The organism is Bacteroidota bacterium, assembly GCA_016713765.1.
Lineage (GTDB): Bacteria > Bacteroidota > Bacteroidia > AKYH767-A > 2013-40CM-41-45 > Pollutiaquabacter > Pollutiaquabacter aromativorans.
The window spans coordinates 933213-947145 of record JADJON010000003.1 but is presented as its reverse complement, the minus strand read 5'-3'; the positions used below and the strand labels follow the sequence as shown (position 1 = coordinate 947145).

The following is a 13933-nucleotide window of genomic DNA, read 5'->3' as shown; positions in this document are numbered from 1 at the left end:
CCCGGCTTTATTCCGGTTTCAACGGCGGTGTATCAACATACCGCCTTTGGCTGCCAATGATTTCATCTTGAATACCAAAGCACGGGCAATTCCACGTCCCCCGGCGACCCATGCGCGTGTGAAGGCAACTTCATTGTGCATCCTCCTGATCGCGTAGTCATAGAATTTCCTCGGATAGGTTCTTTGAAAATCAATATCCCGGTCGGTTGAATGAGCCCAATCCGGATCATGAAGGAAGGATCCCTCCGTTTCGCCGTACAAGGGGGTGCCTTTGATCGGGTAGGCTAAGGTGATGGTATAATGATCGGGACGTGAATCCTTCAGATGACGGATCGTTTCTTCTATATCGGCTTCCGTCTCTCCCGGATATCCCAGCATCAGGAAAGTACCGGCCTCCATCCCCGCGGCACGCGTTGCCCGGATCATGGTTCGCACCTGTTGCACGTCGACGCGCCGGTCCATCGCGTCAATCACCGACTGTGAGCCGCTTTCCGCCCCGATCCAGACGCGGAAGCAACCGCTTTCCTTCAACAAGCGGATGACGGTTTCATTCATCCGGTCGGCCCGGGTGATGCATTCGAACCGGAGGTCAAGCCCGCGGTTCACCAACGCGTCCCTAAATCCTTCCAGCCAGCGATGACTGATCGTGAACACGTCGTCCACAAACCAGATGGTGTCGAAGTCGTAACGCTGTTTCAATTGTGCCAGTTCATCCACGACTTTTTCGGGACTGCGCCTTCGGTAGGTCTGGCCATACACGGCCCGGCTGCACCACTTGCAGGTATACGGACATCCGCGCATGGTACTCACCGAGATGGCGCTGTAGCCGTGACGGGATCGCCAGGCATCCAGGTAGCGCGTCAATTGGATCTGATGTCGCGCGGGAGCCGGCAGTTCGTCCAGGTCGCGGAGGAGCCGGCGCTCCGGCGATTGGCTCAGTTCGCCGCGATCATCAAGCGTGATACAGCCGTCGATTCCCGTTGCGAGTTCGAAGTTCCTGATACCTGCTCCGCGTTCCTGTAAACGTCGTACAATGTCCAGCATCGTTTCTTCCCCCTCGCCAACCACGATCAGGTCGGCGCCGTGACGGAGAAAATTCTCCGCGTGATTCCGAACCTCCGGTCCGCCCAGCACGATCCGCGTACCCGACAAGGCTTCGGTTGAACGTACATGACGGATCAGGCGCAGGACGTTCAATTTCGTCATCAGGTTCGTGTACACGGCCAGCACCTGCGGAGGTTCTTGCTCGAGTTTGCGGCAGAGCGTTTCGAAATCCGAAAAGGTCGAGTCGAAGACTTCGTTGATGAAGCCGTTCTGTTCCAGCCAGGCCGACAAATACAAGATGCCCAGTGGCGGATAGGGTTTCATGATCTGCTGTTCACGCGGATCTTCCCTCAGGAAATAGCCGTGGGTAAAGAGGATTTTCAAGCGGTCTTGACCGGATTATCCTGACGCAGCGAAGTGAATTCAGCCAGGTAGTGATCGGCCCGGTCGGCGAGCAGCGACCAGCCTTGAAGGGAGTCTTCCAACCGTTTGAGCAGGCGCAACAACCGGGGATGCCGCGCCACCCGATGATCGAGATAGCTCGGCGGCAGGAAAAAGCCGACGGGTTCCAAATGAGAACGCCGAAAATGCGGGTTGAGGAGATGGTCCAACTCGCCCGGCCGGTAGTACCATGTCAATTGTTCATGGCCATCGGCCAGATGCACGGTAACCGGTTGTTTGCTCTTCCTGCGAAAGGCTTTTTGCGGATGACCTTTCGATAGAAAATACAATTGCTCACTCAGACAACGGCGTCCCATGATCACCAGCACGAGCTTGCCTCCCGGTCGCAGGTACTGGACCAGCTTTCCGGACAGCCGTTGGATCGATGACGCGTCCAGACAGTTGAGTCCGCCGAAGTTCGAGAAAATCAAATCGTAGGAGGATTGCCAACCCGCTGCCGGGGGGCCGTTCAAATCATAATGAAGAAAGCGAACGCTACCGTGCAGTGGATCGGCATTCCGGAATTTCTCTCGCGCGGCATCCAGCATGCCTGCTGAGTTATCGGTGGCGGTGACCTGATGTCCTTTCCGGGCCAGCCATAGCGCGTCTTCTCCGGTGCCGCAATTCAACTCGAGCACGCGTGCGGGCTTCTTCAACAGCGGCATCGTTTCGATAAAACGATGGACGCGTTCACGCTGGAGTCGGCCGGTGGCACTCCGGGTGAACTGTTGGTCGTACGCCTGCGCGACCGCATCGAACGGCACGGTGGGATTCATGCCAGGAGTTTTTGTTCCAACTGCGCCTCCAGCTTTCGCCGGTGCAGCAGCGCACGGGTATAGTAAACCGGTAATGCCGCGATGCGACGCAATGCTTTCGGGGAGAGGGAGCGCTCCGCCCTCCATCCGCGCAAGGCTGCTAATGCCTGTCGGGCGCGGAAACGCCGGTGAACATAGCGTTGCAATTCTTTATAGAAGGAGCCGGGATAGGTGCTGCGAAACATCACCGCCAGTTCATCGGAGTCGGTCCAGTTCTGTTTCGATCGCATGTCCGATCGCACACGTTCATGGAATACCGTTCCGGGCAGGGGATAACTCACCGAAATGCCTATGTCAGCAGGCTCCAGTTCTTCTACCATCCGAATGGTTGCACGGATGTCTTCGAGGGTTTCCCCCGGATAACCGAATTGGAGAAAGAAGGCGGGTCGGATGCCGTGTGACTTCAACAATCGCGTCGCTTCCCGGATCTGTGTCACCGTGGTGCCTTTGTCCATCGCGTCGAGAATGTGTTGCGCGCCGCTTTCTGCGCCTACCCAGACTTCCTCACAACCGGCACGTGCCAAAGCGGCGACGGTATTCTCCTCCAGCAACAGGTCAACGCGCGATTGTATCTTGAATGGAATGCGGATGCCCGCTTTTTCGATCAGCCCGGCGAATGCTTCCACCCAGCCTGGCTTTAACCCGAAGATGTCGTCGGTGATCCAAAGATGATCGGGTTGATACTGTTCTTTCAGGTAGATCAGGTCCTGCACCACCCGCTCCGGACCGTGTATGTTGTAGCGATTCCCGTAGATCGGCTTCGCGCACCAGTTGCATTTGAACGGACATCCACGGGTCGTACTGATGTTGAGTGAAAACCTGCCGGCCGATTTCAGCCAGCGTTCACGGTACGATTGCATGTCCACGAGGTCCCAGGCCGGCCGGGGCAGCCGGTCTAAGTCGCGAAGGACTTCACGGGCTGCCGAACGTTTCAAAACGCCCGCTTCCTGCCAGATCAGTCCGGGAATCTCCGGGGCAAACGGGGGTATGCCTTGATCCAACAATTCCTTCAAGGTCTGTTCGCCTTCTCCGGCCAGTACATATTTTGCTCCGGCAGTTAGGTACAACTCCGGATGATCACTGGCATCGCTGGACGATACCAGCACCGTGATACCACGTTCCGAGGCCGAACGGATCATGTGCAACGCGGCCTCGCGCATGTTGGTGAGGCACATTTTGGTCAGGTAGTTGAAGCCGTCGTCCCATACGACCAGTACCTCCGGACGCTCACGCTCCAGTCGCGGGAGCAACGATTCCGGTGATCGTTCAAACTGCGAATCAAACAGGGATACGACATGGCCCGATTCGCGCGCAACACCGGCAGCATAGAGGGTGCCCAGCGGCGGAAAGGCTTGCTGCGCTTTCCACTGTTTGGGGTCGAAGCGTAAAAAGTAACTGTGCGTGAACAGCAGCCTTTTCATAGCGAGAAGGGCGCCAGTTCGAACCGTTGCTCGAATGAACGTAAGCGTTCGTCGAGCAGACGGAGGACCCGGTCCTGATAACCCAACGGATTATGCTTGGACACGTTGCGGCGGCTTCGTAGTCGTCGGTCGAACGTTCCCGGATCGAAATGCCGGAATTTTCGTTTCCAGAAACCAAGCGTCTTGACAAAACACCACCGGTCCAGCCAGGTGCCGGGTTGACCACTCAGGAGGAATTCGACGGATCGTTTAATGCGGGGCGAACGTTCCTGCACGATGTAACGCTGGTCACGTTGCGGGAAATTCGGATAGTGGTGGCGGTACCAGTCGTTCGCATGAAGGAACTTACGGTACAGGGTGTAGTTATAAGTGGGAATAACGAAGGCGATCTCGGTTGCCGTAAAGGCGTTGTGGTCGGGGACGGATAAGGCGTCCTCGGAGACGAAATAATTGATGCAGAAATTCTTCTTGGAATTCAACAGGAAGATCTTCTTGAAAATGACCAGCAGTGTGCGGCATAACCAAAGCCGACCGGGAGCGGTGATGATGAAATAATCGATATCACTTTGCTCATCCATGTAGCCCTTGGAGAGCGAGCCGGAAAGACTGATCCCGCGAACAAAGGGAAACGCGGCAATCAGGCGTGAATAGCGCATCGCCGTTTGCAACGAAGCCGTGCTGCGTTTCATACCCGACTTACGCCGGTAATTGATCGAAGCGTCCTGGTTGATCCGAAAATAACCATCCGTATGGTGGATCATTCCCTGTTCCAATAAATACGACAAGGTCTCTTCCAAAGCGCCGGTATCGCATGGAACGGAGAGGCACTCCTGAATCTCCTTCGCGTCCAGCGGGTGATGAAAAATATCGAAGTAAAGGAGGCACCGCAGAACGGCGTTGACCACCGCCCGCTTAGGTTCGGGTTGGGCGACAACTTGTACTTCCGGCGCCGTAAGCGTGGTGGTCAGAGGAGGGGTCACAAGTGTTAAGGTGAATGTTTCAAAGCTACTAATCTTCCCGCAAGGGAATTGTTGCCAGCCTGCGAATTATGCACGCCCATGACGATTCCCACACAAAATCATGACGAACGGGTAAAATCAGAGGATGAAACGGTCAGGATTGACCTGGAAGCGATGACTTGTCAGTCGCATGGCGACCAGCCAGATGACCAGCATCAACCACAATCGATAGAATTGAAACGGTATCGGCCAGGTAGCGGGCGCTAAGAATTTTCCAATGAAAAGCGGCGCCCAACCGATTCCCATCAGGAGGAGAAATGAAAGTCGGGTGGAAGCAGGACTCATCCGGGATCTGCCGGTTTCATCTTCCAGGAGCAAAGCCATTGGAAAGAGTAAAAGCAGGAGATGGTAAGACGCCGACGCAGGTGAAGCAACCAACATACTCAGGCAAAGGATCGCCACACCTGCTCCGCTGGCATTTCGCAGAATCAATCGCCTTGCGTGAACAATCCCGAAGAATAATAGCAATGCCGGAATTCCATGTCGGACCAGTTGCAACAACATTGGCGCGTGGAACCAGGGTTGTGGGTTTTCTGCAGCATCGAACAGGAATAAACGATGGGAAAGCGCGTTCCAGGATTGGAAAGCAGTCGCGAAGGGTGATTGCCCTTCCAGTCGTCCGTCCAGATGCGCGAAGACGACCCGGTTCAGGAAGTCCCGACAGGCTGGTACACCCGGACTGTAAAGCGAAACCAAACCCAGCGTGGTGATGGTAAGTGCGAATGTCAGGATGAGTTTCCAACGTCGCTTCAGCAGCCATTCAGGTAACATGACGAGCGGGAAATACTTGATCGCGGCGACAATGCCGAAGCATATGCCCGGTTCGATCGTTTTCCCTTTCCGGAATTGAATCCACCCATACAGCATGAAGGCTACCATCAGGAGATACACTTGTCCGAGGTAAAGGTTGTTGATCAGTGCCAGGCCCGTTGCCAACACCCAGGCGGTGGCATCCCGCCCATTCATCCCGGAAATCCTTCCAAAGAGCCAAATGATCCAAGCTACCAGAAGCAGACTGATGACCATCCACACGCGTTTGGCCACAAGGGGTGGGAGCGGAGTCAACGGCAAAAACAAATAGGTGGTCGGCGGAGGAAACGGAGAAAACTTGCCTTGCTCTGTAAAGCCATGTTTCCGCAAGGACTCCTGAAACCAATCATTGTGATAAAGGCTGTCGCAAGCATGTTGCTCCACCAGAAGTCGTGAGCCAAGCCAATAATTCGGAAAGTCACTTTGCATGCGTTGCCAGCCAGGTCGTACGCCGGCTAAAAAAATCAATCCACCAGCTATACATAAGAACATGTATTTCAACAAATTGACTTTACCGGACAAGAGTCGGGGCAGTGGCATCGCAACAAAGAAACAAATTTGACTGTTCCAGCCATTCAAGGGGTTTCTCCCACGGAACTCCGTAAATTCGCAGCCCCGTCCGAAGCAGGACGTATTCAAAGATCACCCTGTCAATCATGGCCAAAGACCGTTTTCAGTACCACGATTATTACCAAGTCGATGAACTCCTGAGTGAAGAACACAAACTCGTACGCGATTCTGTTCGCGAATGGGTGAAAAAGGAGGTTTCGCCGATCGTCGAAGACTATTGTCAACGCGCGGAATTCCCCCGGCAATGGATCAAAGGCCTCGGAGAGATCGGTGCCTTCGGTCCATATATACCAACCGAATACGGCGGCGGCGGCATGGACCAGATCGCGTACGGACTCATCATGATGGAACTGGAGCGCGGCGATTCCGGTCTGCGTTCGACCGCGTCGGTGCAAAGCTCCCTCGTCATGTACCCGATCTTCACTTACGGCAGCGAAGAGCAGAAGCGCAAGTACCTCCCCAAACTGGCGACCGGTGAGATGGTGGGTTGCTTCGGTCTGACGGAACCGGACCACGGCTCCAACCCTGCCGGCATGATCACCAACATCAAGGACAAGGGCGATCACTATCTCCTCAACGGAGCGAAAATGTGGATCAGCAACGCGCCCTTCGCGGATATCGCGGTCGTGTGGGCGAAGGATGAAGAGGGTGTCATACGCGGACTGATCGTCGAGCGCGGCATGGCCGGGTTCTCCACTCCCGAAACGCACGGTAAATGGTCGCTGCGCGCAAGCGCCACCGGCGAACTGGTCTTCGATAACGTAAAGGTGCCCAAGGAAAACCTCCTGCCGAATGTCAAAGGCCTGAAAGGTCCGCTCGGCTGCCTCAACTCCGCCCGCTACGGCATCGCCTGGGGCGCGATCGGCGCGGCGCTCGACTGCTATGATTCCGCGCTGCGCTACTCGAAAGAACGCATCCAGTTCGGCAGGCCGATCGGCGGTTTCCAGCTGACACAGAAGAAACTTGCCGAGATGATCACCGAGATCACCAAGGCGCAACTCCTTTGCTGGCGACTCGGCGTGCTCAAGAATGAGAACCGCGCGAAACCCCAGCAGATCTCCATGGCCAAACGGAACAACGTCAACATGGCGCTACAGATCGCACGGGAAGCCCGTCAGATCCATGGCGGTATGGGTATCACCGGCGAATACCCGATCATGCGCCACATGATGAACCTCGAATCCGTGATCACCTACGAGGGAACACACGACATCCACTTGCTCATCACCGGTTATGACGTGACGGGCATCAACGCTTTCGAATAATAGAATCTACAAAAGTGTCAAAGGGGCTTCGGCCCCTTTTTTTATGGATACAGCTCATGTACACCCTCACAATCCGAATCTCCTTACCTTGTTGGGACCCAGCCCCAAATACATGTTACGACGGATAATCTTACTCGCGGCTTTCTCGATATACTTCCTTTCAGCCCGCGCTCAAACCACTGCTCCGCTTCGTCATTGTCAGCAACCGGAACACTGGACGCCGGTAAAACCCCCGCTGCCGGCCGGAGCGGAAGCAGAATTGCTGGAAGGCGACCCGAAGTCGGACGGGATCTTTACCATGCGTCTTCGTCTTCCTCCGAATTATTCCCTCGCACCGCATACGCATCCCACAGATGAACGGGTAACCGTCTTATCGGGCCATGTATTCGTGGGTGTCGGCGATTCCTTGGACGCCTCCTCCGCACGGGAATTTACCGCCGGTTGTTTCTATGTCAACCCCGCCGGTTTGCACCACTATGTGTACAGCGGTAAGGATGGAGCCGTCATCCAGCTTACCTGTCAGGGTCCCTGGGGAATTGAATTTATCAGTCGAAAAGAATAATAATCACGGAAATTCACCCGTTGACCGTTCGGTTAGTAGGATTTCGTAACCGCCGGAATGAATGCTTCACTTCATTTTCATTCACAGAATCTGATAATAACCCGCTTAAATGATGTGCGCAAACGGGGGTTTAATCCGTAATTTGCACGCCTTAAGCGAAACAATGATCACGTTGGATATCCGGGAGAAACGATGGGCAGCGAAACCTTCAAGCGAAGAAGGGGTTGTCGCCGCGTTGGCACAAGCCCTCCGGATCACCCCGACGCTCGCTTCCCTGCTCGTACAACGCGGTATCACCACCTACGAAGAAGCCCACGCGTTCTTCCGTCCCGCCTTATCCGATCTGCATGATCCGTTCCTGATGAAGGACATGGACCTTGCCATCGACCGCCTGACGCGCGCTGTTCAGAATAATGAGAAGATCCTCGTCTACGGCGATTATGATGTCGATGGTACTACGGCGGTCGCCCTGGTGTATTCGTTCTTCCATTCGTTTTATCCGAACATTGATTTCTATTTGCCCGACCGCTACAAGGAAGGGTACGGTGTTTCTACCCAGGGAATCGACTTTGCTATTGCAAATGGCTTCTCCCTGATCGTCGCCCTCGACTGCGGTATCAAGTCGAACGACAAGGTCGATTACGCAAAACAGAACGGTGTCGATTTCATTATCTGCGATCACCACCGTCCGGGCGAACAACTTCCCGCTGCGGTCGCGGTGCTCGACCCCAAACGCTCAGACGATACCTATCCCTTCAACGAACTGTCGGGTTGCGGGATCGGTTTCAAGTTGGTGTGCGGCTATGCCCAGCGCCACCAGATTCCTTTCGAACAATTGGAACGCTACCTCGATCTCGTTGCCGTCAGCACCGCCGCCGACATCGTCCCTATCGTTGGAGAAAACCGGGTCTTGTGCTACTGGGGATTGAAGCGGCTGAACGAACACCCGCGCCACGGCATTGAGGCCATCCTGAAATTGAATAACCTCACCCGGCAGCCCTTCGCGGAAAAGGACGGAACGGTTGTTCAACGGTATAATCTCACGGTCAGCGACCTGGTGTTCATCATCGGGCCACGCATCAATGCCGCCGGTCGTATCCACGATGCGCGCCACGCCGTTAACCTGCTGATCTCCGACAACTCCGCCGACGCCCTGGCCAACAGCATCACGGTCAACGATCACAATACGGAGCGGAAAAACCTCGACGTCAAGATCACCCAGGAAGCGATGGAGATCATCGAAGGCGATGCCCAATTCGCCAAGCGGAAGGCGACCCTGCTCTTTCGCCCCGACTGGCACAAAGGCGTCATCGGTATCGTTGCTTCTCGCCTGACGGAAAAATTCTACCGCCCCACGATCGTCCTGACCCAGTCCGGCGACGATATCATCACCGGCTCCGCCCGTTCCGTCAAGGATTTCGATATCTACAATGCCATCGAATCCTGCTCCGACTTGCTCGAACAGTTCGGCGGCCACATGTACGCGGCTGGTCTCACCTTGCGTAAGGAGAACCTCGAAAAATTCTCCGAACGATTCGAAGAGGTCGTCGCAGCCACGATCCAGGACCACATGCTGGTACAGGAGATCGAGATCGATGCCGACCTGCGCCTGACCGACATCACGTCTTCATTTTTTAATGTCCTCAAGCAGTTTGCACCCTTTGGTCCCGGTAATATGAATCCGGTATTCCGGACGGAAAATGTGCGCGATACCGGCCTCTCACGCATCGTCGGTAACAACCATTTGAAATTGAACCTGGCGGAGGACGAAACGACCCGTTTCGGTATGGATGGCATCGCCTTCCAGCTCGGACAGTTCTATCCGTTCATCTCCCGCCGGATCCCCTTCGACATTTGTTATACCATCGAAGAAAACACGTTCAATGGCAAGACTACCATTCAACTGAATGTGAAGGACATTAAAGTCCACTGATCCCGTAAGATTCTACGCTTAATTTTTCGAGCTGCCGGCGATGCCTTCGAACACGGCATTCACGACCGACAACACGATCGAGAACAACAAGGCGATCCAGAAACCGTCGACCGAAAAACCCGGTACGATCTTTTGCGCGGCCAGGATCATCAGCGCGTTGATGACCAGCAGGAAAAGTCCCAGGGTGACCACCGTGATCGGAATGGTCAGCAGCACCAGGATCGGCTTGACGATCGCGTTCAGAAAGGCGAGGACGGCCGCCACAATGATGGCTGTAATGGCCCCGTCAACATGTACTCCGGGCAGGAGGTAGGAGGTCACGATGACGGCTAAAGCGCTGGTGATCAGGCGGGCAAGAAATTCCATGGGTCGTTGCAAGGTACACCTCCCTTACCGGGAAAACAACCGCAGGAAAGCGGTTTCATCACCTTGGGGCTTCCGGCACTTTTTTACCTTTACGCCTCCAAACGCGACAAATCATCATCATGAGTAATGCGAATTCGGGCGGCAGCAAGTTCTACAACGACGTGCTGTCCACCTTCGACAAGGCCGCCGCTTTCACCAGTTTTGAGCCCGGCTTGTTGCACCAGATCAAGATCTGCAACAGTACCTACAAGTTCTATTTCCCGATCGAAGTCGATGGCAAGATCCAGGTCTTCGAAGGCATCCGGGTACAACACAGTCACCACAAGACTCCGACGAAAGGTGGTATCCGCTACAGCGAGTTCGTCGATGAAGACGAAGTAAAAGCGCTGGCTACCCTGATGACTTTCAAGTGCGCGGTCGTCGATGTTCCGTTCGGCGGAGCAAAGGGCGGCATCAAGGTGAATCCTGCTCAAATGAATGTCCGGCAAATGGAGCGCATCACGCGCCGCTATACCACGGAACTCATTAAGAAGAGTATGATCGGCGCGGCCATCGACGTACCGGCTCCCGATTACGGCAGCGGTCCCCGCGAAATGGCCTGGATCGCCGATACCTATGCGACCTTCCGTTACGACGACCTGAACGCGCTGGGATGTGTGACCGGAAAACCGCTCGGACAGGGCGGTATCCAGGGACGCACGGAGGCTACCGGACAGGGTGTCTATTATGGAATCCGCGAAGCGATGAGCTGGCCGGAAGACATGAAGAAGCTCGGACTGTCTACCGGCATCGAAGGTAAGCGTGTCATCGTGCAGGGTCTCGGCAACGTAGGCTTCTACTCGGCTAAGTTCATCAGCCAGGGCGGAGGCATCGTGGTCGCGATCGCCGAACGTGAAGGCGGTATCTACAACGAGAACGGCCTCGACATCGAAGCGGTATTCAAGCACCGTAAAGAGACGGGTTCCATCCTCAACTTCCCCGGTGCGAAGAATGTCGAGAACACCATGCAGACCCTTGAACTTGATTGCGACGTGCTCGTTCCCGCTGCGCTGGAAAACCAGATCACCGCTGAGAACGCTCCCCGCATCAAGGCCAAGGTGATTGCCGAAGGCGCCAACGGCCCGGTCACCAAAGAAGCCGAAGAGATCCTGACCCAGCGTGGCGTGATGATCATCCCCGACCTTTACCTCAACGCCGGCGGCGTGACGGTTTCGTACTTCGAATGGCTGAAAAACCTTTCGCACGTCCGCTTCGGTCGCATGGAAAAGCGCTTCCAGGAAATGACGAACCTGCAAATGCTCAGTTCGATCGAAAAGATCACCGGTAAATACCTCGACGCACGCGAACGTAGCCTGCTCACCCGCGGCGCCGACGAGATCGACCTGGTCCGCTCGGGCCTCGAAGAAACGATGATCTTCGCCTACAACGAAATCCGCGAGATCCGGAACCGCACCAGCGGCATCTCCGACCTCCGCACCGCGGCATTCGTCAGCGGCATCAATAAACTCGGGGTATCCTACCAGTCACTCGGGATCTTCCCGTAATCAAGTAACACCCAAACAAAAAAGCCCCGCACAGCGGGGCTTTTTTGTTGTTGAAAGTTACCGGTTTCTTGTTACCGGTTTCGAGTTATATCAATTTCTCGTCCCTCGTCCCTCGTCCCTCGTCCCTTCTTCCTCGGTCTCGCTCCTCGCACCTTCTTCCCCTGCCTTCGCTAAAGCTTCGGCAGGCAGGTCCTCGTCCCTCGGTCTCGTCCCTCGTCCCTTCTTCAAATAATCAGCATCGCATCCCCATAACTATAAAACCGATACTTCTCCTTCACCGCCACTTTGTAGGCGTGCATGATGTGCTCATAACCTCCAAAGGCCGCTACCATCATCAAGAGGGTGGATTCCGGCATGTGGAAGTTCGTGATCATGCAGTTGGCGATCGAGAAATCGTAGGGAGGGAAAATGAACTTGTTCGTCCATCCGTCGAAGGGCTTCAACTCGCCCTGCGTGGATACGCTGGTCTCAACGCCGCGCATCACGGTCGTGCCGACTGCGCAAATACGTTTCTTGGCCGTCTTCGCCTTGTTGACGATATCGCAACAGTCTTTCGGAACGATCACCTGCTCCGAATCCATCTTGTGCTTGGTAAGGTCTTCCACCTCGACCGGACGGAAGGTGCCCAGGCCGACGTGTAAGGTCATTTCGGCGAAGTGTACGCCTTTCAGCTCAAGGCGCTTTACCAGCGGCATGCTGAAGTGCAGGCCGGCTGTAGGAGCGGCAACGGCTCCTTCGTGCCGTGCGAACACGGTCTGGTAACGGTCGGCATCTTCCGGCTCCGCCTTGCGCTTGATGTACTTCGGCAGCGGGGTTTGTCCGAGCGACAAGACCGTCTTCTTGAACTCCTCGTACGGGCCGTCGAACAGGAAACGCAGGGTGCGTCCGCGCGACGTGGTATTGTCGATCACTTCCGCGACCAACAGATCGTCATCGCCGAAGTACAACTTGTTGCCGATCCGGATTTTCCGGGCCGGATCCACCAGCACATCCCACAAACGACTTTCACGGTTGAGCTCGCGGAGCAGGAAGACTTCGATCTTCGCTCCGGTCTTTTCCTTATTACCATACAAACGGGCCGGAAACACGCGCGTGTTGTTCACGATCATGCAATCCCCGTCGTCGAAATAATTCAGGATGTCCTTGAATTTCTTGTGCTCGATTTTCCCGGTCTTCCGGTCCAACACCATCAACCGTGCGTCTTCCCTGTTTTTTGCCGGATGTGTGGCGATCAGGTTATCAGGCACGGAAATCTTAAATTGACTCAGCTTCATCTTTGGAGCAGTAGACTTTTACAAACCCTCTGAAAATCAAGAGGGCGGCAAAGATACAATCGTGCTACCCCCCTTGTAAAGGGTTTGCCGATAAAAATTTGTCGTGTTCAAAATGGGGTTAATGATTTGCTATTCAGCAAATTGAGCTGCGATCGCCTCCGGTGTCCGCGCATCTTCTACCCGGTAATTCCCAATACGGGTCCGTCTCAGGGCGAGCAGGTAGGCACCCGAGCCGAGCCGCTTTCCGAGGTCATGCGCCAGGGTCCGGATGTAGGTGCCCTTGCTGCAACGGACGCGGAAGTCGAGTTCCGGAAACCGATTGTCAGTGATCGTAAACTCCAGGATCTCGACGGTCCTCGGTTTCATCTCCACTTCCTTCCCCTGTCGCGCGAGTTCATAGGCGCGTTTACCACCGACCTTCAGCGCGGAAAAGGCTGGCGGCAATTGTTCCTGCATTCCCGTCAGCGAACGGGTCGCTTCCAGTATATCCGATTCGCGGATGTGATCGGTCGGGTAGTGCCGGTCCGGAGGTAACTCGCGGTCATACGAAGGTGTCGTCGCACCGACCAAAATGGTTCCGGTGTATTCTTTTTCCGCATCCTGAATTTCGGAAATGGTCTTGGTCTTCGGACCGGTACACACGACCAACAATCCGGTCGCCAACGGGTCGAGCGTTCCGGCATGACCGATCTTGAGTTTTTTCTTGATGCGCTTCCGTTCCTCTGCTTGTTCCACACCCTGCAATGCCGCATGCAGCAAGGCTCGCTTCACTTTGTTCACGGCATCGAACGAGGTCCAGCCTTCGGGTTTGTCGATCAGTAAAACCCGCCCTGTCAGCAGGTCCGTTTCGGGAGAATACATGTCCGCGC

Annotated in this window: 12 protein-coding genes; 4 read left to right on the top strand and 8 right to left on the bottom strand. The window is 55.2% G+C overall.

The features are described 5' to 3' along the window. Positions 1-18: 18 nt before the first annotated feature. From IPJ96_14875 to IPJ96_14855, 5 genes are all read right to left on the bottom strand, one after another. On the bottom strand, positions 19-1428 hold the full coding sequence (locus IPJ96_14875; protein MBK7911599.1) for a B12-binding domain-containing radical SAM protein: 1410 nt from the start codon (positions 1426-1428) through the stop codon (positions 19-21). Continuing rightward, positions 1425-2261 carry a methyltransferase domain-containing protein gene (locus IPJ96_14870; protein MBK7911598.1) on the bottom strand — a complete coding sequence of 279 codons (837 nt, stop codon included), beginning with the start codon at positions 2259-2261 and terminating at the stop codon, positions 1425-1427. Before IPJ96_14870 ends, IPJ96_14875 begins: the two co-directional genes overlap by 4 nt. Beyond that, positions 2258-3721, bottom strand: a complete 1464-nt coding sequence (locus IPJ96_14865; protein ID MBK7911597.1) for a B12-binding domain-containing radical SAM protein — start codon at positions 3719-3721, stop codon at positions 2258-2260. The genes IPJ96_14870 and IPJ96_14865 overlap by 4 nt, the downstream gene beginning before the upstream one ends. Then, on the bottom strand, positions 3718-4701 hold the full coding sequence (locus IPJ96_14860; protein ID MBK7911596.1) for a hypothetical protein: 984 nt from the start codon (positions 4699-4701) through the stop codon (positions 3718-3720). Before IPJ96_14860 ends, IPJ96_14865 begins: the two co-directional genes overlap by 4 nt. Before the next feature lie 117 nt (positions 4702-4818). Beyond that, the gene (locus IPJ96_14855; protein MBK7911595.1) at positions 4819-6090 is read right to left on the bottom strand and encodes a DUF2029 domain-containing protein; all 1272 of its coding nucleotides are present in this window, start codon (positions 6088-6090) and stop codon (positions 4819-4821) included. A gap of 116 nt (positions 6091-6206) precedes the next feature. Here IPJ96_14855 and IPJ96_14850 point away from each other — a divergent pair, with 116 nt between their 5' ends. From IPJ96_14850 to recJ, 3 genes are all read left to right on the top strand, one after another. Further along, positions 6207-7385 carry an acyl-CoA dehydrogenase family protein gene (locus IPJ96_14850; GenBank protein MBK7911594.1) on the top strand — a complete coding sequence of 393 codons (1179 nt, stop codon included), beginning with the start codon at positions 6207-6209 and terminating at the stop codon, positions 7383-7385. 112 nt (positions 7386-7497) lie between these two features. Next, the gene (locus IPJ96_14845) at positions 7498-7947 is read left to right on the top strand and encodes a cupin domain-containing protein (protein MBK7911593.1); all 450 of its coding nucleotides are present in this window, start codon (positions 7498-7500) and stop codon (positions 7945-7947) included. 163 nt (positions 7948-8110) lie between these two features. Further along, complete coding sequence (gene recJ, locus IPJ96_14840) at positions 8111-9880, top strand: single-stranded-DNA-specific exonuclease RecJ (protein MBK7911592.1); 1770 nt, start codon at positions 8111-8113, stop codon at positions 9878-9880. Between the two features lie 18 nt (positions 9881-9898). Here the strand turns inward: recJ and IPJ96_14835 are convergent, their stop codons facing one another. After that, entirely contained in the window at positions 9899-10246 is a 348-nt protein-coding gene (locus IPJ96_14835) for a phage holin family protein (GenBank protein MBK7911591.1), read from the bottom strand. 119 nt (positions 10247-10365) lie between these two features. On the opposite strand from IPJ96_14835, the gene IPJ96_14830 reads away from it, so the two are divergent. Next, positions 10366-11790 carry a Glu/Leu/Phe/Val dehydrogenase gene (locus IPJ96_14830; protein ID MBK7911590.1) on the top strand — a complete coding sequence of 475 codons (1425 nt, stop codon included), beginning with the start codon at positions 10366-10368 and terminating at the stop codon, positions 11788-11790. Between the two features lie 224 nt (positions 11791-12014). Here IPJ96_14830 and queA read toward each other — a convergent pair whose 3' ends face one another. After that, positions 12015-13064: a tRNA preQ1(34) S-adenosylmethionine ribosyltransferase-isomerase QueA gene (queA, locus tag IPJ96_14825; protein ID MBK7911589.1), complete on the bottom strand. Its 1050-nt coding sequence runs from the start codon at positions 13062-13064 to the stop codon at positions 12015-12017. A gap of 129 nt (positions 13065-13193) precedes the next feature. Then, on the bottom strand, positions 13194-13925 hold the full coding sequence (truB, locus tag IPJ96_14820; GenBank protein ID MBK7911588.1) for a tRNA pseudouridine(55) synthase TruB: 732 nt from the start codon (positions 13923-13925) through the stop codon (positions 13194-13196). Positions 13926-13933: the final 8 nt, after the last annotated feature.